This is a genomic window from Leifsonia sp. LS1 (genome assembly GCF_020521355.1).
GTDB lineage: Bacteria > Actinomycetota > Actinomycetes > Actinomycetales > Microbacteriaceae > Leifsonia.
The window spans coordinates 57,295-77,964 of sequence record NZ_BPER01000002.1 but is presented as its reverse complement, the minus strand read 5'-3'; the positions used below and the strand labels follow the sequence as shown (position 1 = coordinate 77,964).

The 20,670-nt window shown below is 71.3% G+C and carries 17 protein-coding genes and 2 tRNA genes; 17 read left to right on the top strand and 2 right to left on the bottom strand.

The window, feature by feature from the left end; translation table 11 throughout:
- The first annotated feature begins 13 nt into the window (after positions 1–13).
- The 12 genes from dnaG (at position 14) to LLS1_RS03645 (ending at position 13,331) form a co-directional block, all read left to right on the top strand.
- Complete coding sequence (gene dnaG, locus LLS1_RS03700; RefSeq protein WP_226653662.1) at positions 14–1,906, top strand: DNA primase; 1,893 nt, start codon at positions 14–16, stop codon at positions 1,904–1,906.
- A gap of 209 nt (positions 1,907–2,115) precedes the next feature.
- Complete coding sequence (locus LLS1_RS03695) at positions 2,116–3,744, top strand: ABC transporter substrate-binding protein (protein ID WP_226653661.1); 1,629 nt, start codon at positions 2,116–2,118, stop codon at positions 3,742–3,744.
- A gap of 76 nt (positions 3,745–3,820) precedes the next feature.
- On the top strand, positions 3,821–4,918 hold the full coding sequence (locus LLS1_RS03690; protein WP_223356259.1) for an ABC transporter permease: 1,098 nt from the start codon (positions 3,821–3,823) through the stop codon (positions 4,916–4,918).
- 2 nt (positions 4,919–4,920) lie between these two features.
- Complete coding sequence (locus LLS1_RS03685) at positions 4,921–6,009, top strand: ABC transporter permease (RefSeq protein WP_226653660.1); 1,089 nt, start codon at positions 4,921–4,923, stop codon at positions 6,007–6,009.
- A 14-nt stretch (positions 6,010–6,023) separates the two neighbouring features.
- Positions 6,024–7,712 (top strand): ABC transporter ATP-binding protein, encoded by a 1,689-nt coding sequence (locus LLS1_RS03680; RefSeq protein WP_226654029.1) that lies wholly within the window; start codon positions 6,024–6,026, stop codon positions 7,710–7,712.
- A 9-nt stretch (positions 7,713–7,721) separates the two neighbouring features.
- A complete protein-coding gene (locus LLS1_RS03675) occupies positions 7,722–8,570 on the top strand; it encodes a dipeptide/oligopeptide/nickel ABC transporter ATP-binding protein (protein ID WP_308443788.1) in 849 nt (282 codons plus the stop codon).
- A 28-nt stretch (positions 8,571–8,598) separates the two neighbouring features.
- On the top strand, positions 8,599–9,612 hold the full coding sequence (locus LLS1_RS03670) for a D-isomer specific 2-hydroxyacid dehydrogenase family protein (protein WP_226653659.1): 1,014 nt from the start codon (positions 8,599–8,601) through the stop codon (positions 9,610–9,612).
- 88 nt (positions 9,613–9,700) lie between these two features.
- Positions 9,701–9,776: transfer RNA gene (locus tag LLS1_RS03665), tRNA-Asn, on the top strand.
- A gap of 285 nt (positions 9,777–10,061) precedes the next feature.
- On the top strand, positions 10,062–11,243 hold the full coding sequence (locus tag LLS1_RS03660) for a sensor histidine kinase (protein WP_226653658.1): 1,182 nt from the start codon (positions 10,062–10,064) through the stop codon (positions 11,241–11,243).
- The gene (locus LLS1_RS03655) at positions 11,240–11,902 is read left to right on the top strand and encodes a response regulator transcription factor (RefSeq protein ID WP_226653657.1); all 663 of its coding nucleotides are present in this window, start codon (positions 11,240–11,242) and stop codon (positions 11,900–11,902) included. Before LLS1_RS03660 ends, LLS1_RS03655 begins: the two co-directional genes overlap by 4 nt.
- Positions 11,903–12,034: 132 nt before the next feature.
- Complete coding sequence (locus tag LLS1_RS03650; protein WP_226653656.1) at positions 12,035–12,373, top strand: SHOCT domain-containing protein; 339 nt, start codon at positions 12,035–12,037, stop codon at positions 12,371–12,373.
- Between the two features lie 79 nt (positions 12,374–12,452).
- Positions 12,453–13,331 carry a sensor histidine kinase gene (locus tag LLS1_RS03645; protein ID WP_226653655.1) on the top strand — a complete coding sequence of 293 codons (879 nt, stop codon included), beginning with the start codon at positions 12,453–12,455 and terminating at the stop codon, positions 13,329–13,331.
- Between the two features lie 15 nt (positions 13,332–13,346).
- Here LLS1_RS03645 and def read toward each other — a convergent pair whose 3' ends face one another.
- Positions 13,347–13,913, bottom strand: coding sequence for a peptide deformylase (def, locus tag LLS1_RS03640; protein WP_223356275.1), 567 nt, complete (start codon positions 13,911–13,913; stop codon positions 13,347–13,349).
- 40 nt (positions 13,914–13,953) lie between these two features.
- Between def and LLS1_RS03635 the strand changes: the two genes are divergently transcribed.
- The 3 genes from LLS1_RS03635 (at position 13,954) to LLS1_RS03625 (ending at position 16,353) form a co-directional block, all read left to right on the top strand.
- The gene (locus tag LLS1_RS03635; RefSeq protein WP_223356277.1) at positions 13,954–14,919 is read left to right on the top strand and encodes a DMT family transporter; all 966 of its coding nucleotides are present in this window, start codon (positions 13,954–13,956) and stop codon (positions 14,917–14,919) included.
- A gap of 91 nt (positions 14,920–15,010) precedes the next feature.
- Positions 15,011–16,261 (top strand): glycosyltransferase, encoded by a 1,251-nt coding sequence (locus LLS1_RS03630; protein WP_226653654.1) that lies wholly within the window; start codon positions 15,011–15,013, stop codon positions 16,259–16,261.
- 18 nt (positions 16,262–16,279) lie between these two features.
- Positions 16,280–16,353: transfer RNA gene (locus tag LLS1_RS03625), tRNA-Ile, on the top strand.
- On the opposite strand, the gene LLS1_RS03620 is transcribed toward LLS1_RS03625, so the two are convergent.
- A complete protein-coding gene (locus LLS1_RS03620; protein WP_226653653.1) occupies positions 16,335–17,090 on the bottom strand; it encodes an AraC family transcriptional regulator in 756 nt (251 codons plus the stop codon). The two genes, LLS1_RS03625 and LLS1_RS03620, sit on opposite strands and share 19 nt — an antisense overlap.
- A 121-nt stretch (positions 17,091–17,211) precedes the next feature.
- On the opposite strand from LLS1_RS03620, the gene LLS1_RS03615 reads away from it, so the two are divergent.
- Positions 17,212–18,807: an ABC transporter ATP-binding protein gene (locus tag LLS1_RS03615; RefSeq protein WP_226653652.1), complete on the top strand. Its 1,596-nt coding sequence runs from the start codon at positions 17,212–17,214 to the stop codon at positions 18,805–18,807.
- A complete protein-coding gene (locus LLS1_RS03610) occupies positions 18,804–20,597 on the top strand; it encodes an ABC transporter ATP-binding protein (protein WP_226653651.1) in 1,794 nt (597 codons plus the stop codon). Before LLS1_RS03615 ends, LLS1_RS03610 begins: the two co-directional genes overlap by 4 nt.
- Positions 20,598–20,670: the final 73 nt, after the last annotated feature.

Sequence of the window (20,670 nt, the reverse complement as noted above, 5' to 3'; positions counted from 1 at the left end):
CTAGAATCGAAGCATGGCAGGCCGGATTCGACAGAGCGACATCGAAGAGGTCAAGTCCCGAACCAACATCGCCGACATCATCGGCGACTACGTCAGCCTCAAGACCGGCGGCGTCGGAGCCCTCAAGGGCCTCTGCCCGTTCCACGACGAGAAGAGCCCCAGCTTCTACGTGCGCCCCGGTGTCGGTCGCTACCACTGCTTCGGCTGCGGCGAAGGCGGCGATGTCTACGAGTTCCTGCTCAAGATGGACCACGTCTCGTTCACCGATGCCGTCGAGCGTCTCGCGGGCCGCATCGGCTACCAGCTGCACTACGAGGAGGGCGGCGGCCCGACCGAGGGTTCGGGCGCCAATCGCGCCCGCCTGCTCGCCGCCAACAGCGCCGCGGAGGAGTTCTTCCGCGACCGCCTGACGGCGCCGGACGCCGAACCCGGTCGCCGGTTCCTCGGGGAGCGGGGGTTCGGCGCCGAGGCCGCCGCGCAGTTCGGCGTCGGGTTCGCGCCGAAGAGCTGGGACGAGCTCACCACACACCTGCGTGGGAAGGGGTTCACGCAGGACGAGCTGGTGGCGGCGGGTCTCGTCTCCCAGGGCGACCGCGGCGTGTACGACCGCTTCCGCGGGCGGCTGGTGTGGCCGATCCGGGATGTGACGGGTCAGACGATCGGCTTCGGCGCGCGGCGGCTGCTCGACGACGACAAAGGACCCAAGTACCTCAACACCCCGGAGACCGCCGTCTACAAGAAGGCTCAGGTGCTCTACGGCCTCGACCTCGCGAAGCGCGACATCTCGCGCAACGACCAGGTCGTCGTCGTGGAGGGGTACACCGACGTGATGGCGTGCCACCTCGCGGGGATCACCACGGCGGTCGCGACCTGTGGGACATCGTTCGGCGTCGACCACATCAAGGTGATCCGGCGGGTGATGGGGGACGACACGAGCCAGGGCTCGGTGATCTTCACGTTCGACCCCGACTCCGCCGGCCAGAAGGCCGCCGCGCGCGCCTTCGGCGAGGAGCAGCGGTTCTCGGCGCAGACGTACGTGGCGGTCGGTCCGGACGGACTCGACCCGTGCGATCTGCGCCTGGCGAGAGGCGATGACGCCGTCCGCCGCATGATCGACGCCAAGAAGCCGATGTTCGAGTTCATGATCCGCCAGGTCGTGGAGCGGTTCGACCTCGACAGCGTGGAGGGACGTGCGGGTGCTCTGCGCGCCGGCGCCCCGATCGTCGCGACGATCCGCGATCCCGCCTCGCAGAACGGCTACACGCGCGAGCTCGCCCGCCTCTCCGGCGCCGACCTGCAGGATGCGCTGCGTGCGGTCCGCTCCGCACAGCATGGCTCGCGCGGCTCCCGCAACGACGACGGGCGCGGTGGACCCTCCGGTCGGTCCGCCGACGGCGGCCGGTCCGGCGGCCCGGCCGCCGAGGGGGCGGTCGCGCCCATCCGAGCCGCGGACCTCACCGATCCGACGCAGCGGACCGAGCGCGAATGCCTGATGGTGCTCCTCCAGCTGCCCGAGGAGGTCGGTGCCGAGCGGGCGGCCCGCGCCGTGCAGGTCCCGTTCCAGAACCCGACCCACGCGGTGGTCCGCGACGCCATCGCCACCCAGCTGGCCACGATGACGGCGCCCGGTTGGGTGGACCGGGTGCTCGCCGAGGTCCCCGCGGCGTACGCGCCCACCGTCAACGGTCTCGCGGTCGCGACGCTGCCGCAGGCGGCCGGGGGAGACGCCGGACGCTACGCCCGCTCCATCCTCGACGGCCTGATCGACCGTGACCTCCTGCGTGAGAAGGCGGAGCTCACGTCGAGGCTCGCCCGCACCGACGCGCAGGAGGCCGAGCTGCGCCGGTCGCTGCAGCTCGCCCTCAGCTCGATCGACCAGGAGCGGATGCGCCTCCGGGCCGAGTAGCGCAGCCCCGACCACCTGGATGGATTTCCTCCTCGCATGCGCGGATGAGCGGCGGTTTGTTGCGTGCACGTAAAGAATTCGACGCGTTCCGCCTTCTGATGCGGTCGGCACGACAGATCCGTGCTAGGAAATGGGTACGCGATTCGGCATCGGGGCTCTCGTGTGCCTCGCCGTGTCGGCTATCCCACACCAGGAAGAGGTATTCGGATATGACATCCGCACACATCCGCGGTCGGCGCATCCTCGCCGTCTCCGCCGCTTTCGCGGCGACCGCGCTCGTGCTCGTCGGCTGCTCCGGGAGCAACAGCAGCTCCGGCGGCGGCGGCACGTTGACCATCGGAACGACCGACAAGATCACGTCGATCGACCCGGCCGGCTCGTACGACAACGGCTCGTTCGCCGTCATGAACCAGGTCTACCCGTTCCTCCTGAACACCCCGTACGGCAGCCCCGACGTCAAGCCGGACATCGCCACGAGCGCCGACTTCACATCGCCGAACGAATACACCGTGAAGCTCAAGAAGGGCCTCAAGTTCGCCAACGGGCACGACCTCACCTCGTCGGACGTGAAGTTCACCTTCGAGCGCCAGCTGAAGATCAACGACCCCAACGGTCCGGCCTCGCTGCTCGCGAACCTCGACAGCGTCTCCACCCCGGACGACACGACGGTCGTCTTCAAGCTGAAGGTCGCCAACGATCAGACCTTCCCGCAGGCGCTCTCGAGCCCGGCCGGCCCGATCGTGGACGAGCAGGTCTTCTCGGCCGACAAGGTCACGCCGGACGCGGACATCGTCAAGGGCCACGCCTTCGCCGGCCAGTACGACATCACCAGCTATGACTTCAACAACCTGATCGCGTACAAGGCGAACCCCAACTACGAGGGCCTGCTCGGCAAGCCGGCGACGGAGAAGGTCAACGTCAAGTACTACGCCGACTCGTCCAATCTAAAGCTCGACATCCAGAAGAACTCGATCGACGTCGCGTTCCGCAGCCTGTCGGCCACGGACATCGAGAGCCTCGGCAGCGACAAGAACGTCAAGGTCGTCAAGGGCCCGGGCGGCGAGATCCGCTACATCGTGTTCAACTTCAACACGCAGCCGTACGGCGCGACCACGCCGGAGGCCGATGCGGCCAAGGCGCTGGCCGTCCGCCAGGCGGCGGCCGATCTCGTCGACCGCTCCGCGATCGCGAAGCAGGTCTACAAGGACACCTACACCCCGCTCTACTCGTTCGTGCCCGAGGGGCTGACCGGTGCCACCACGGTGCTGAAGGACCTCTACGGCGACGGCAACGGCGGCCCGAGCCTCGAGAAGGCGAAGCAGACCCTGGAGGCCGCCGGGGTCACCACTCCGGTCGCGCTGAGCCTGCAGTACAACCCGGACCACTACGGCCCGTCCTCCGGCGACGAGTACGCGCTGGTCAAGGAGCAGCTCGAGAAGGGCGGCCTGTTCACGGTCAACCTGCAGTCGACCGAGTGGGTCCAGTACTCCAAGGACCGCACCGCCGACGTCTACCCGGCGTACCAGCTCGGCTGGTTCCCGGACTACTCCGACGCCGACAACTACCTGTCGCCGTTCTTCATCAAGGACAACTTCCTGGCGAACCACTACGACAACCCCCAGGTCCAGTCCCTGATCGAGCAGCAGCTCGGCACCACCGACAAGGACGCCCGCACCAAGCTGATCGAGGAGATCCAGGCCAAGGTGGGCGCCGACCTCAGCACGCTGCCGTTGCTGCAGGGTGCGCAGGTCGCCGTGGTCGGCAAGACGGTGACGGGCGCCGACAAGACGCTCGACCCGTCGTTCAAGTTCCGCTACGCGGCCCTCGCCAAGGGCTGAGCCGCACAGCCGGCAACCGGGGGCGGTCCGTCGCGTGCGGGCCGCCCCCTCCCACGAACCACCACGATTGGCTTCCATGACCGCGACAGTCAGCACTCCGGCGCCCGGAGCGGCCCCCGGCCCCGTACGCACGACGGCGAAGCGACGATCGGGAGGCGGCCTCGGCCGGTACCTGATCATCCGCGCGCTGCTCATCATCCCCACGATCTTCATCCTCGTCACCGTCGTCTTCTTCTTGATGCGCTCGACGGGCGACCCGATCACGGCCGCGCTCGGCGGCAAGCTGCCGCCCGCCCAGCTGCAGGCGCGCATCCACGAGGCGGGATACGACCGGCCGCTCATCGTCCAGTACTTCGACTACCTGGGCATGATCCTGCGCGGAGACTTCGGCACGACGTTCACGGACAACCAGCCCGTGACGCAGGTGCTCATCACCTACGGCGCGGCGACCCTCGAGCTCGCGTTCTACGCGCTCATCGTCGCCTTCATCGTGGGCATCCCGCTCGGGATGGTCGCGGCCTACTTCCGCGACAAGGGGCAGGACGCGGTGCTGCGGGTCTTCGCGATCATCTGCTACGCCACGCCCGTCTTCTTCGCGGGCATGCTGCTGAAACTCGTCTTCGCCGTCTGGCTGAACTGGCTGCCGGTCGCGGGCCGTGCCTCCACCGGCTCGGAGATCGAGATGCAGACGCTCGACACCAAGACCGGCATCTACCTGATCGACTCGATCCAGACCGGGGACCCGGCTGTGGTGGGGGATGTGCTCTCGCACGCGATCCTCCCCGGCATCGCGCTCGGCCTGCTCACCGCGGGGGTCTTCCTCCGGCTCGTGCGCACCAATGTGATCGGGACGCTGTCGACCGATTATGTGGACGCGGCGCGGTCGCGCGGCGTCCGCGAGAGCAGGCTCGTCCGCAAGCACGCCTACCGTCCGGCGCTCATCCCGATCATCACCGTCATCGGCCTGCAGATCGCTCTGCTGCTGGGCGGTGCGATCCTCACCGAGAAGACGTTCGAGTGGAAGGGACTGGGCTTCCAGCTGTTCCACTACCTCTCGGCACGCGACTTCGTCGCCGTGCAGGGGCTCGTCGCGCTCCTCGCGGTGATCGTCGCGCTGACGAACTTCATCGTCGACGTGATCGCGGCGCTCATCGACCCGAGAGTGAGGTACTGACGATGACGCAGCACATCGACACGTCGGCTCGGCCTCGACCAGCCGCCAGGCGCTCCCTCTGGTCCCGCCTTCCCGTCGTCCACCAGCTCCGGCAGAGCGTCGGGCTGCAGCGGGGGATGCTGATCGCGGGCCTCGCCATCACGGGCTTGTTCATCCTCATCGCGATCTTCGCGCCGATCGTCGCCCCGTACGGCTATTCGCAGCTGAGCGGTCCGGGCGGACAGTTCGGCTCGCAGCAGCCCCCGAGCGGCGCGCACATCTGGGGCACCACGGTCGGCGGGTACGACGTGTTCTCCCGCACGATCTGGGGTGCGCAGACGGCACTCCTGGTCATCATCGTCGCGGTGGTCCTGTCGATCTTCGCCGGCGTCGTGCTGGGGCTCGTGTCCGGGTACTTCGGCGGCTGGCTCGACCGGGTGCTCGTCGTCATCTGCGATGCGATCTACGCGTTCCCGTCCCTGCTGCTCGCGATCATCGTCGCGATCGTCGTCAGCGGAGGGCAGTCGAGCCTCTGGGGCGGCATCCTCGCGGCGGCGATCTCGATCACCGTCGTGTTCATCCCGCAGTATTTCCGCGTGATCCGCGCCGAGGCCGTGCGCATCAAGGCGGAGGCGTACGTGGAGTCGGCGAAGGTGGTGGGGGCGAGCAACACCCGCATCATGTTCCGGCACGTGCTGCGCAACTCCACGCGAACGCTGCCGCTGATCTTCACGCTGAACTCCTCCGAGGCGATCCTGACGTTGGCGGGGCTGGGATTCCTCGGCTTCGGCATCGAGCCGACCGCGGCGGCCGAGTGGGGCTACGACCTCAACAAGGCGCTCTCGGATGTCACGAGCGGGATCTGGTGGACCGCGGTGTTCCCCGGTGCGGCGATCGTGCTGGTGGTGCTCGGCATCACCCTCGTCGGCGAGAGCCTCAACGACCTGGCCGACCCGCGCCTGCGGGGCCGACGCCGGGCCGCTGCGGCCTCGGGACTGGTCGCGGAGACCTCGGTGGTCCCCGGCGGACCGCTGGAAGCAGGGCCGGCCGGCCTGGACGGACTGGAGGGCGGCGAGTCCTTCGACGAGCACGGAATCGAGGTGAAGCCGTGAGCGACGCGGAGACGTTGGACACCGTGGTGCAGATCGACAATCTGTCGGTGACGTTCGCCACCGACGGCGGGGCGGTCAAGGCCGTGGACGATGTGACGCTGAGCGTGGCGCCGGGAGAGGTCCTGGCGATCGTCGGCGAATCGGGTTCGGGCAAGACGGTCACCGCGAAGACCATCCTCGGACTGCTGCCCGAGACGGCCACCGCCTCGGGAGCGGTGGTGCTGCGCAGCAAGGACGGCGGGAGCGAAGCGGATGTCGTCACGCTGAGCAAGCGCCAGTTGCGCGCCGTGCGCGGCACCGATGTCGCGATGGTGTTCCAGGAGCCCTCGACGGCTCTCAACCCGGTCTACCCGGTGGGCTGGCAGATCGCGGAGGGCCTCCGGGCCCACGGGAAGCTCTCCAGGAAGGAGGCGCGGGCTCGCGCCGTGGAGATCCTCGAGCGGGTGGGAATCCCGGAGCCGGAGAAGCGGGTGAAGTACTACCCGCACCAGTTCTCCGGCGGGCAGAAGCAGCGGATCGTCATCGCGATGGCGCTGGTGCTCAATCCCGGGCTCATCGTCGCCGACGAGCCGACCACCGCGCTCGACGTGACGGTCCAGGCCGAGATCCTCGACCTCCTGCGCCGCTGCCGCGACGAGTTCGGCGCCGCGATCGTGCTCATCACCCACAACATGGGCGTCGTCGCCGACCTCGCCGACCGGGTGGCGGTCATGTACCAGGGCAGACTGGTCGAGCAGGCGGATGTGCGGACGCTGTTCGCCTCGCCGCAGGCCGACTACACCAAGAAGCTGCTGGCGGCCGTGCCCAAGATCGGGCAGGGGACGGTGCAGACCCGCGAGCGCGCCGCAGCGCGGCAGTCGACGGCCGACCAGGCTCCCGTCGTCGCAGCCCGAGACCTGCGCATCCAGTACCCCGGCCGGTTGGGACGCCCTGGTTTCGTGGCGGTCGACGGCGTCGATTTCGAGATCCGGCCGCGGGAGGTGCTCGGCCTGGTGGGCGAGTCCGGTTCGGGCAAGACGACCATCGGCCGCGCGATCGCCGGGCTGAACCGGGTGACGGGCGGTTCGCTGAACGTGCTCGGGATCGAGATGAACGGCGTCCGGGAGCGGGAGTTCCGTCCCGTGCGGAGCGACATCGGGTTCGTGTTCCAGGACCCGGCATCGAGCTTCAACCCGCTGCTCACCATCGCCGACTGCGTCGCCGAGCCGCTCGTGGTGCACGGTCGTGCCGATTCGCCCGCCGACGCCCGGGTCCGCGTGGACGAGCTGCTCGAGGCCGTTCAGTTGCCCCGCAGCTACGGCGACCGGTTCCCGCACGAGCTCTCGGGAGGTCAGCGACAGCGAGCGAGCCTCGCCCGAGCGCTCGCGCTCGAGCCGTCGCTCCTGATCGCGGATGAGCCGACATCCGCGCTCGACGTCTCCGTGCAGGCGCGTGTGCTGGAGCTCTTCGCCGAGCTGCAGCGCGAGTTCGGCTTCGCCTCGCTGTTCATCAGCCACGACCTGGCCGTCGTCGACCTGCTGGCGGACCGGATCGCGGTGCTGCACCACGGCAGGCTGGTGGAGGAGGGCACCGGTGAGCAGGTGCTGGTCGACCCGCAGGAGCCGTACACACAGCGGCTGCTCGCGTCCCTCCCGGTGCCGGATCCGGTGGAACAGGCCAAGCGGCGCGAGGCGCTCCGCGCCCTGAGGGAGCAGAGCGCCTAGGGTCGTCATGTGAGTTCCGATCCCGCCATCGTCGTCAGCGACCTGTCCGTCGAGTACCCCGCGCGGGGCGTCAGCCCGTCGTGCGTCGCGCTGCGCGGGGTGAGCTTCCGGCTGGAGACGGGGAGGATCCTGGGCGTCCTCGGCGAGACCGGTTCGGGCAAGAGCACGCTCGCCGAGGTGCTGGCCGGGCACGTGCTGCCGCCCCGGTCGGCCGACCCGGGCCCGCGGATCAGCGGCGGCCAGGCGACCGTGCTCGGACATCCTCTGCGCAAGGCGCGGAGGCGCGATCTGGCCGAGGTGACGTTCCACGTGGGCTACCTGCCACAGGATGCGGCGAGCACGCTGGAGCCGTCGCTCACCGTGCAGGACAACGTGACGCTCCCGATCTTCGAGCGCGACCAGCACTATTCGCGCCGGGCCGCGGGGGCGCGGGCGGCCACCATCCTGGACACTGTGCACCTGCCGCTCAGCGTGCTGACGAAGTACCCGTACGAGCTCAGCTCCGGTCAGCGGCAGCGCGTGGCGCTGGCCCGGGCGCTCGTGCTCGGACCGAGCGTGCTCGTCGCCGACGAGCCGACAGCCGGGATCGACGCGACCGTCCGCGATGCGGTGATCGACCTCCTGGCTCAGCTGCGGGGGCACGACGACTTCTCGGCCGTGATCGTGAGCCACGATCCCTCGGTGCTGCGGCGTGCCACCGACGCGTGCCTGGTGCTGCAGGCCGGCCGCACCGTCGGATACGGCCCCATCGAGGACGTGCTCGCCGACCCGACGCACCCGTTCGTCGCCGGGCTGGCGAAGGCGCTGGGCACCTCCTCCCGTCGCACCGAGCGCCGACCGCAGCGCGCCGCCGAGTGAGGATCGCCGAGTGAACAGGGAGTACCCCATGTCGTCGTCCACCGCATCCGGTGCGGGGCAGCATCGCGCCGTCCTCGCCGGAGAGGTCCGGCCGCTTCCGGCCGATCGACGGCCCGAGCCGGGCCCGATCGCCATCATGCCCCGCGCCGAGCAGACCTTCGTCGACGCGGTCCGGGCAGGGGGAGGGACGGTCGCGCCCCTCTCCGAAAGCACCCGAGGGCTCGTCTGGCTGGACTACAGGGACCCGGACGGCTTCGCCGCGGCCATGGACGCGCACCCGTCGATCACCTGGGTCCAGCTGCCGTTCGCGGGCGTCGACGCGTTCTCCCCGACGATCGCGGCGCACGCGCGTCCCGGTCTCGTGTGGACGAGCGCCAAGGGCGCCTACGCGCAGCCGGTCGCGGAGCACGCCCTCACCCTCGCCCTGGCGCTGCTGCGGGTCATTCCGAAGCGGGTGCGCGCCCGCAGCTGGGCGACAGAGCCCGAAGGTCGTTCCCTGTACGGGATGGACGTCGTGCTCATCGGAGCAGGCGGCATCGCGCTCGAGCTGATGCGGCTGCTGGAGCCGTTCGGCACCCGCATCACGGTGGTGCGGCGCTCGGCCGAGCCGGTCCCGGGGGCCGCGCGGACGCTCACGACCGACCGTCTGGCGGAGGCGCTGCCGACGGCCGACATCGTCGTGGTCGCGGCTGCGCTCACCGGCGGCACACGGGAGCTGATCGGTGCGCCGGAGGTCGCGGCCATGAAGCCGACCGCCCTCCTCGTCAACATCGCCCGTGGCGGACTCGTCGACACGGACGCGCTGCTCGCCGCCCTCCGGGACGGCGGGATCGCCGGCGCCGGCCTCGACGTGACCGACCCGGAGCCGCTCCCGGACGGTCATCCGCTCTGGGACGAGCCGAGCTGCCTCATCACCCCGCACCAGGCGGACACCCCGGAGATGGTGGCGCCGTTGCTCGCCGAGCGCGTGCGACTCAACGTGTCGGCCTTCCTCGGCGACGGCCGGTTCGTCGGTCTGGTGGACCCCGAAGCGGGCTACTGAGCGCGCCCCGGCGCGACGCGCGCGAGATGCAGTGCCGATTTCATAACCCGGTCGAATCCTTGCTACAGTAGCTTCGCTGAACAAGCATTCCTCGATAGCTCAATTGGCAGAGCAGCCGGCTGTTAACCGGCAGGTTCTTGGTTCGAGTCCAAGTCGGGGAGCCACCGGATCCCGGTCGATGAGCCCAATGCATAAGAGCAGGGCGAGTCGATCGGGATCTTTTTTCATGCCCGATGCGGAATACATCCGTCGTTCATGCGCCCGGTCTCCCTCCGAGCCCCGAATGATGATGACCGCGCGCCAGGATGCGCGTGGCGCGGAGGCGACGCCGAGCACGATCCGCGAGCCGACTGTGTGCGAACCGCGTACTCCCGGGGGAGTAGCCGGGAGTATCCGCATCACGCCCCCGGGCGCACGTCGGCGCTGCGGCGCGTGATTAGCATGGGGAGATGGCCTGGTCCTCCCGCATCGATCCGCTCGCGGGAGGGCGCGTGCCCGGCTGGGCGGCGCCGGAGCGACCCCGCGGATCGCGCTGGTTCCCGGTCGTCGTCGCGGCGCTGATCCAGGTGCCGGGCGTGCTGATCGCGCTCGGTGACGGCGCGGCGCACCCCCTCACGGCGGCAGCGGTCGCCGTGGCGCTCCTGTCCTCCGCGCTCCTGGCGTTCGGTCGCCCGCATCCCGGCGCCGTGCTGGTCGCCGTGGCCGTGCTCTGCGCTCCCGCGATCGCACTCACGTCGGGGCCGCCGTTCGCCGCCGTCCCGCTCGCGTTCGCCGTCGTCGGAGCCGTGGTCCGGGGCGCTCGGGTCTGGGCGTGGTGGACGCTCGCCGGCTTCGCCGTCGCCGCTCCTCTCGCTGCGTTCCTCCTCACCGAGCGGCCCACGGCGATGATCCGTCCGCTGATCCTGGCGCTCATCCTGTGCCTGCTCGTCGGGGTCGGGGAGGCGGTGCGCAACCGGCGCGAGCGGTACCGGGAGATCTCCCGGGCGATCGCGGCGCGACGCGAGGCCGCGGCGGAGGCGGAGCGGCTGCGGATCGCGCGCGAGCTCCACGACGTCCTCGCGCACTCGCTGTCACAGATCAGCGTGCAGGCCGGTGTCGGTCTGCACCTCTTCGACTCCCGGCCCGATAAGGCGCGCGAGAGCCTGGAAGCCATCAAGACGACCAGCGGTCAGGCGCTCGAGGAGGTGCGCGGCGTCCTCGGCTTCCTCCGTTCGGACGGCTACGCCGAGCGCAGTCCCGAGCCGGACCTGTCCCGCATCCCCGTGCTGGTCGAGACGTATCGGCGCGCGGGGCTCGACGTGACGTACGAGAATGCGCTGGGGGAGGGCGCGTCCGCCGCGACCGGGCACGCCCTGTACCGGATCGCGCAGGAGTCCCTCACCAACGCAGGCAGGCACGCACAGGCGCACATCGTCCGCATCCGCCTCGCCGAGGAGGGCGGCTGGTACGTGCTCACCATCGCCGACGACGGCCGCAATCGTGCGGGCGAACCCCTCATCGAGGGCAAGGGGATGCTCGGGATGCGCGAGCGCGCAGAGCTCCTCGGCGGCCGCTTCGCCACGCGGGAGACGCCCGGCGGCGGCCTGACCGTCGAGGCGCGTCTGCCCGCCCGTCCGGCGGAGGCCGCGTGATCCGCGTGCTCCTGGCGGACGACCAGCATCTCGTCCGCGCCGGGTTCCGGGCGCTCCTCGAGGCCGAGGACGGCATCGAGGTCGTGGGCGAGGCTCCGACCGGGCGCGAGACCGTCGCCGCGGTGCGACGGACCCACCCGGACGTCGTCCTCATGGACATCCGCATGCCCGACGGCGACGGGCTGTGGGCGACCGCGGAGATCGTGGCCGACCCGGCGCTCGCGGGGACCCGCGTCGTGGTCGTCACGACCTTCGAGCTCGACGAGTACGTCGCGCAGGCCATCCTGGCGGGCGCAAGCGGATTCCTCGTGAAGGACACCGAGCCGGTCGAGCTGCTGCGCGCGATCCGCGTCGTCGCGGAGGGAGACGCCCTGCTGTCGCCCGGCGCGACCCGCCGGCTGATCGCCCGTGTCGCGGACGGCCTCGGCCCGGCCCCCGACCTGGAGCGCCTCTCGGCGCTCACCGATCGGGAGCGGGAGGTCCTCGCCCTCGTCGGCCACGGGCTCACCAACACGGAGATCGCCGAGCGGCTCTATCTGAGCCCGTTGACGGCGAAGACCCACGTGTCGCGCATCATCGCCAAGCTGGGCGCCCGCGACCGCGTGCACCTCGTGGTGCTCGCCTACGAGACCGGACTGGTACGCCCCGGGCGGAGCTGACCGACTCGGCCGTGCACCCAGGGGAGTAGGCCAGGTCACTCCCGGCGGCGGATTCGCGGCGGGGGCCCCGAGCGGAGGCTGGATGCATCGTCCGCGAGAGCCGCGGACGGACATCGACCGATTGGACGCACCATGTTCAGCTCCTCCGTCGCGACGGCACTCGCCGCCGCCCCCTGCACCGTCTGGGCCGGACCCGGGTTCGGCTGGTGGTGGATCTTCATCCCGATCTTCTGGGTAGCGGTGTTCGTGCTCCTCTTCGGGCTCGCCGGTCGCCGCTGGCGTCGGGCGGCCGCGATGCGCGGCGGGTACGGCCCAGGCGGGTACGGGCCCGGCGCGGGCTGGGGTCCGCATTCGGCCACCCGCTCGGCGGAGCAGACGCTCGCGCAGCGCTACGCCAACGGCGATATCGACGAGGCCGAGTACCGCGCCCGGCTCGAAGTGCTGCGGGCGAACCGCACCGACGGCGCCTGAGCGCCTCGGCTCCACCCCTCGCGCGGCCCGGGATAGGATCGTCCGGGCCGCGCGAGGCGGCCGAGGAGGAGACACCGTGATGACCCCGCTCGCCCTGACCGTCGGCGCCGTGCTGCTCGCCGCCGCCGCGGCGTTCCTCGCGCTGTGGCTCCTGGAGCTCCGCAGGCACCGGCGGCTGCGCGGCTCCCGCGAGGAGTCGGAGTGGGACCGCATCGACCGCGAGCTCGAGCTCGCCGAACAGGCCGGTCGGTTCCGCATCGCCGGCGAGCTCGGCGACATCGCGGTCCAGACGGTCAATCGGCTGGTCGCCCACGCGGAGGGCATCCGCTACGCCGCCACCACCGACCCGGAGGCGGCTGCGCGCGCCACACCTGCGCTGGAGACGATCGCGCGCGAGGCGCTCGGCGATCTGCGCCGCCTGCAGAACGTCGTCCGCGAAGGCCAGGACGCCGCGCAACCGCAGCCGCGCCTCCACTCGGCCCGCGACCTCTTCCGTGTCATGCGCGACGCCGGGATCGAGGTCGCGTTCACCGAGAGCGGCGAATCCTTCGCGCTCCGGCAAGGAGCCGAGCTCGCGGTCTTCCGCATCCTCCAGACCGCCCTCGAGAACGCTCTCACCCACGGCGGCTCCGGCACGCGGGTGACCGTGGCGTTCAGCTGGACGCAGGACGGCCTCCAGGTCAGCGTCGACGACGACGGCATCCGCGCCGCGGCACGCCGCCAGGGCCTCGACCGCGAGGGCGTCGACCAGGCGACCACCTACACGATCGAAGAGGACCTGCGCGCCGTCACCGAGTACATCGACGGTGTGCGCCTCAACGAGCTCCGCGACCGGGCGGCGCTGTTCGGCGGCGTCCTCACCGCCAAGACGGTCCCCGGCGTCGGATTCTCGCTCTCGGTCGTGTTCCCCGCACTGCGGCACCACAACGGAGTGCACGGAGTGGAGCTGCGCCGCTAGCCTGCGGCAGCTCGCTCAGTCCTCCAGGTGGTCGCGCCCGGGCAGCCAGCTCAGACCGGGGACGCCCCAGCTGTTCTTGCGCTGCGCCTTCAGCGCGGCCTTGGCGTAGGGGTGCGCGAGGCGGTCGACATAGAGCACACCGTCGAGGTGGTCGTACTCGTGCTGGAAGATGCGGGCCAGCCAGCCGTCCGCCTCGATCTCGAAAGGCTCGCCCTCGAGGTCGACCGCGCGGAGCACGACGCGCTGAGCCCGGCGGAGCGGGAAGCGCTCACCCGGGAACGAGAGGCAGCCCTCCGACTCCTCGTCCTCGTCGAGCTCTCCGGTCGCGAGCGGGCTCTGCCACAGCTCGGGATTGATGGCCACGCCGCGGTGGAGGACGTCGTCGTCGTCCGTCCAGCCGAAGACGAAGAGCCGCAGGGCCACGCCGACCTGGGGGCCGGCGAGACCGACACCGGGCGCTTCGTCCATCGTCTCGAACATGTCCGCCACGAGCCGGCGCAGGTCGTCGTCGAAGTCGACCACGGGCGAAGCGGGGGAGTGCAGGACGGGGTCTCCGGTGATCCGGATGGGGAGGACGGCCATTCGGCAAGACTATCGGCTGCATGTCGGTTAGGGTCGTGGGGTGGGTACGGAACTGATGGACGCGCTCGAGCTGTCGTATCAGCCGAGTCAGCTCCTCGGCATCCCCATCGCGCTCGTGGGCGCCTGCTTCCTCTCGATCGGCGCTCAGCTGCAGCACCACGGCGTCGCCAAGGTGGAGGCGCAGACGACCGAGGCGTCGTCCGGCCTGAACCTCCGTCAGCTCGGGCTGCTGCTCGCCCGGCCGTCCTGGGTCATCGGGACGCTGCTGCTGGGGCTCGCGATCGTCTTCCAGCTCGTCAGCCTCAAGCTCTCGCCGATCATCCTCGTGCAGCCGCTCGGCGTGGTCGGGCTCGTGATCACCAGCATCCTGAACGCGCGCGTGAGCGGTGTGCGGCTCAACCGGCGGTCGATCGTGGCCGTGAGTCTCTGCGTCGGCGGCGTGGGCGCCTTCGTGCTGATCGCCGCGGTGTTCGCCCGCGACGTTCCGGTGACGAGCCGCTCGCTGATCGTCATCCTCATCATCCTCGCCGTCGTCCTGCTCGTGTTCGGGGGACTCTTCCTGTTCCTGCGCCACCGGTTCAAGGCGATCATGTACATCGTCGGCGCCGGCGTGCTCTACGGCTTCGTCGCGACGCTCGCGAAGGTCGTGATCGACCGCGTCTCGAACAACGAGTGGGACTGGCTCCTCGTCGGCGCCATCGTCGCGCTGCTCGCGGCGGCGGGACTCGGCGCCTACTTCGTGCAGAACGCGTACTCCTCCGGACCGCCGGACCTCGTCATCGCCGGGCTCACCGTCATCGACCCGCTGGTCGCCGTGACGATCGGCATCGTCGTCCTCGACGAGGCGGCCGGCGCGCCGTGGTGGGCGATGCTCGGCTTCGCGCTGACCGGCGCGGTCGCGATGTACGGCGTGTTCCAACTCGCGAAGCACCACCCCCAAGCCGCACCCGAGGCGCCGATCGCCGCGCGCGTCGCGGAGGACTCCGGGAAATCCGGCCTAGACTAGGCCGGTGAATCGGCCGGGACGGACCACCGCCCGGCGAGCCGAAACCGTCGCCGGGCCATCGACCCGGCCCACGACAGTAGGGACCATCCACGTGCCAGATCCGAGCGGAACGACAAGTACCCCGCCCGCCCCGGCTCGCAAGCCACTGACCATCCTGATGGGCTGCGACACCTTCCCGCCCGACGTGAACGGCGCCGCGCGCTTCGCCGAACGCCTCGCCGCTGGTCTCGTCGAGCGCGGCCACGACCTGCACATCATCGCCCCCGCCGCCAGCCGCACGCACGGCACCTGGGTGGAGGAGCACGAGGGCCAGAAGATGACCGCGCATCGGCTCCGCAGCTGGCGTTGGTACCCGCACGACTGGCTGCGCTTCGCCCTGCCCTGGATGAGCAAGGCCAACGCGCGCCGCGTGCTCGACGAGGTGCAGCCCGACGTGGTCCACTTCCAGTCGCACATCGTGGTCGGCCGCGGTCTCGCCTACGAGGCGCAGAAGCGCGGCATCCGCATCGTCGCGACGAACCACGTCATGCCCGAGAACATCATGGAGTTCACGGTCATCCCGAAGTTCCTCCAGAAGGCCCTCATCGCCGTGGAGTGGCGGGATGCCCGCAAGAGCTTCGACCGAGCAGAAGCCGTGACCACCCCGACGCGCAAGGCGGCGGACTTCCTCGAGAAAGCCACGGGCCTCCGCGGCGTCCACGCGATCTCGTGCGGCATCGACGCACAGAACTACACGCCCGACTTCACCCCGCGGACCGCCAACCGCATCCTGTTCGTCGGACGCGTGACGGGAGAGAAGCACATCGACGTGCTGCTCAACGCGGTCAAGCTGCTGCCCGCGTCCCTCGACGCCCAGCTGGAGATCGTCGGCGGCGGCGATCAGCTCAAGAACCTCCAGGCGCTCGCGCAGAGCCTCGGCATCGCCGACCGGGTGAACTTCCTCGGCTACGTCACGGACGAAGAGCTCCGCGCCGCGTACACCCGCGCCACCGTCTTCGCCATGCCGTCGATCGCCGAGCTGCAGTCGATCGCCACCATGGAGGCCATGGCCTCCGCGCTCCCCGTCGTCGCCGCCGACGCCATGGCGCTGCCGCACCTCGTGCACGACGGGGAGAACGGGCACCTCTTCCGCCCCGGCGACGCGCAGGATCTCGCGGACAAGCTCGAGAGCGTGCTGACGCTGCCGCAGGCCGAGCTCGACGCGCTCAAGAACGCCTCCCTCCGGATCGTCGCCTCGCACGACATCCAGCGCACGATCTCGACATTCGAGAGCCTGTATCGTGGGGAGCCGGTGGCGGACCCGGTGACGGACGCGGCCGACAGCGTGCCCGCCCCGGAGTGACGGGACGCGCACACGACCGGGGCGGTAGCTCAGCTGGTTAGAGCATCGGACTCATAATCCGCCGGTCACGGGTTCAAGTCCCGTCCGCCCTACTGGAGCCCTCGCCCGCGTGGAAGTACGCCCCGGGCGTCGTGCCCGAGACGCGGTGGAACGCTGCGATGAAGGCGCTCGGGGTGCTGTAGCCGACGCGGTATGCCACGCGGGAGACCGGCTCGCCCTCGGCGAGGAGCGCGACCGACGCCTGGATGCGCGCGTGCGTCCGCCAGGTGCCGAAGCTCATGCCGGTCTCCGACTGGAACAGGCGGAGCAGTGTGCGCGAGCTGGCACCCACGTCGCGTCCGAACTCGTCCAGACTGCGGGCGTCCGCCGGGTCGTCGAGGAGGAGACGGGCGACGTCGCGGGCACGGGGATCAGCAGGGACGGGCACCGCGATGGCGCGCCGCCCCACGGGCTCCAGCGTGTCGAGGAGGACGCGCTCGGCGCGTTCGCGCTCCTCGGCGCCGAGATCGCGGGCGAGGTAGGAGACCAGCTGGCGGCTGAGCGGGCCCATCTGCAGGACGGTCGGTTCGGCCCAGTCGACCGGAGTGCGTGCGGGGTCGAAGTAGAGGCCCTCCATCACCGACTCGCGCACGGCCAGCGGGGCATGGACGATGCCCGCGGGCATCCACAGTCCGAGTGTGGTCGGCAGCACCCAGTAGCGGGCGCCGACCTCGACGGTCAGCACGCCGGCAGACGCCCAGATCAGCTGGTGGTCGTCGTGGGCGTGAGCGTCGAATCCCTCGCCGCGGTCGAGCGGGAAGCGGTGCAGGACGATGACGTCGGCGCCCACGGCCCTCCTCTCGACGGTTAGCCTCGTTCCACGCGATGCGACCCAGGCCTTGGCGAACGAGCGACATTGATTGTCAGCATAGCGCTCAGCCGTCACGCGTCGTCGCCGTAGGTTCGAGGACGTGCCCCGAACGACTCCCCGCCCCGCACCGGCCACGGGCGGTGCCGTCCTGCGGCGCGCTCTGCTCGACCGGTGGAGCGAACTCGCTCGCGCGTCGGTGCTGTTCAGCGGCCACCAGGTGGGCGAGGCGCTCGTGCCTGTGGCGATCGGGGCGACGGTCAGCTCGGCGATCGCGCGCGGTCAGCCGGGGGTCCTCGTGCTCTGGCTCGCGGTGCTGGGCGCCGACTTCGCGGTGCTCTCGCTCTCATACCGGTTCGGGGCGCGGGCGAGCGCCCGCGCTGAACAGCTCTCCGCGCACGGAGTTCGGATGCGGGTCGTCGATGCCGTCGTACGCAAGCAGCAGGCTGGCGGCCGTGCGTGGACGCCGGGCGAGCTGCTCGTCCGCGCATCGAGCGACGCCGACCGTGTGGGAGCGTTCGCCGGAATGGTCGCGTCGGCGTCGGCCGCGCTCGTCGCGCTCGTGGTCGCGGTCGTCGCCCTGCTGCTGGCGTCGCCGCTGCTCGGCGCCGTCATCGTGGTGGGGACCGTCGCCGTGCTGCTGGTCAATGCCGCCATCGCACGCGGGGTCGCCCGGCGCAGCGCCGCGGAGCAGGAGGCCGCGGGCGAGGCGGCCGGGCTCGCGGAAGACCTCGTGCGGGGCCTGCGCGTCCTGGCGGGGCTCAGTGCGGGGGCGGCGGCGGTCCGTCGTTTCCGGACGGCGAGCGGGCGGGCGACCAGGCAGGCCGTGCGCGCCGTCGACGCACAGGCCGTCCGCAGCGGCGCGACGACCGCGACGACGGGCGCCTACCTGCTTCTCGTCGTCGGGGTGGGAGGCTGGCTCGCCCTCGCCGGTATGCTCCCGCTCGGCGGGCTCGTCGCGGCGTTGGGGCTCGCCCGGTTCCTGGCGGGGCCGCTGCAGACTCTTGCGGCGCTGCCCGCGGCTGCGGCGCGCGCCCACGCCTCGGCGGTGCGCGTCGCCGAGCTCCCGCTGCCTGCCCGCGACACCGCGGACAGGGGGGACTCTGCGCGGGGGGCTCTCACGTCCGAGGCGGCTCCGCCGGTGCTCGAAGCGGTCGGCCGCTTCGGGACCCTGCGGGCCGAGCCGGGAACGATGGTCGGTGTCGCGGGGCTCGACGGACGCGGCGCCCGCGCGCTTCTCGCCACCCTGGCCGCCCGCGAAGGCGTGCTCCGCTTCGACGGCGCGGTGCCCGACGCGCGTGCGCGCGCATCCCTCCTGCTGATCGCGCCGCATGAGAGCCACCTCTTCGCGGGGACGCCGGAGGAGAACATCGCAGCCGGACGTGCGCGCGCCACGGAGCCGGCCGCTCGCGCCGCCTTCGCCGACGAGATCGCCGCGCGCGAGGTGGGGGAGGCCGGGCTCCGCCTCTCGGGAGGCCAGCGACAGCGGATCGCCCTCGCCCGCGCTCTCGCCGCCGACGCCCCCGTCCTGGTGCTGCACGACCCGACGACCGCGATCGACGCCGTGACGGAGGACGTCATCGCGGAGCGCGTCCGCGCTCTGCGGGCGGGACGCACGACGATCGTGCTCACCTCCTCACCCGCCGTGTTGAGCCGATGCGATGTCGTGGTCGAGTTCGCCCCCGAGGTGGCGCGATGAGCGCTCCAGCGCAGCCGACGGGTCGACGGGAGGAGGAGCGGAATGTGCTCCCGGTCGCCCGCGGCCGGACGATCCGCGCGGTACTCCGTCGTTCTCTCCGCGGAGCCTGGGCCGCTCTGCTGGGAGGCGCGGGCCTGCTCGTCGTGGGTGCCGGAGCCGGGCTCGGCGTCCCCGCCGCGATCGGCTGGATCGCGCAACTGGTGACGGAGCGCGCCGTCGCCTCGGCGTTGTTCCCGCCGCTCGCCCTGCTCGCGGGGTGTGCGGTGGTCGGAGGGGCCGCGGCCGCGGGGGCGGGCGTGCTGCTCGGCCGGGCGGTTCTGCCCGCGCTCGGCCGGATCCGCGAGGAGGTGGTCGACGCCGCCGTGCGGCTGCCGGTCGACATCGCGGAGTCGTCGTCCGGGGATCTCGTCGCGCGGGTGACCGACGATGTGGAGCAGGTGGCGGAGGTCGCGCAGGGAGCGTTCGCCCGCCTGCTCGGCGCGGCGATCACGATCCTCGTGACCCTCGCCGGGCTCGCGGGACTCGACTATCGGTTCGCGCTCGCGGCGCTCGTGGCCGTTCCCGTGCAGGCCTGGACCCTGCGCTGGTACCTGCGCAGCTCGACACGGACATATGCGCGGAGCCGGCGTGCCGTGGGCACCCGAGCGGCGACACTGCTGGAGACGTTCGCAGCCCTCCCGACCGTCCGGGCGTACGACCTCGGGGCGGATCGATCGCTGCGTGCCCGCGCCGCCTCGGAGCAGGCGGTCGCTGCCGAGCTCGACGCGACCCGGACGATGACGCGCTTCTACGGGCGGCTCAACCTCGCGGAGTTCCTCGGGCTCGGCGCGATCCTGGTCGTCGCGTTCGTCCTCGTCCGCGCCGGCGGGGCCGATGTCGGCCAGGCGACAGCGGCCGCGCTCTTCTTCGCGGCCCTCTTCGACCCGGTCAACGTCGCACTCGGGACGGCTGACGACGTGCAGCGTGCGGGTGCCGGGCTGGCGAGGCTCGCCGGTGTGATCGATGCGGCGTCGGCCCCGCCGCCGCGGGAGCCGGCCCCGCGCGGGCACGACATCGTCGTGCGAGGCGCCGTCTTCGGCTATGACGGGACCCCCGTGCTGCACGAGATCGATCTGCGCATCCCGGCGGGTCAGCGGGTCGCGATCGTCGGCACGACGGGAAGCGGCAAGAGCACCCTGGCCTCGCTCATCGCCGGCGTCCGTCGCCCCGATGCCGGAAGTGTGCTGATCGGCGGAACACCGATCGCCGACGTCGACGCGGCGGTCCGGTCGTCCGTGGTCGCTCTCGTCGCACAGGAGCCGCACGTCTTCGCCGGATCGATCGCCGACGGGCTGCGGCTCGGGGCCGACGGCGCGGGGGAGGGGCGGGTGCGCCGCGCGCTCGTCGCCGCGGGCGCGGCGGAGTGGGTCGACCTGCTGCCGGACGGGATGGACACCCGGGTGGGGGCGGGCGGCCTCGCGCTCGCACCGCACCATGCGCAGCACCTGGCACTGGCGCGCGTGCTCCTGATGAACCCCGGCGTCGTCGTGCTCGATGAGGCGACCGCGGAGGCGGGGAGCGATTCGGCGCGAACGCTCGACGCGGCTGCGCGCCGCGTCGTTGCGGGCCGCACGGCCGTGATCGTCGCCCATCGCCTCGACCACGCCCGGGAAGCCGACCGCGTCGTGGTGCTGGAGGGCGGACGCATCGTCGAGGACGGCACCCCGCAGCGGCTCATCGCCGCCGGCGGTGCCTTCGCACGGCTCGTCGCGGTGGCGGATGCGCGACACGAGATGTCCGATCGCCGGTAAGCCGGGGTCGCTGCGTCGTCTACGCTGATCAACGGCCCGCTTTGGTTAGCCTTACCTAACCGCCCAGAGGTCG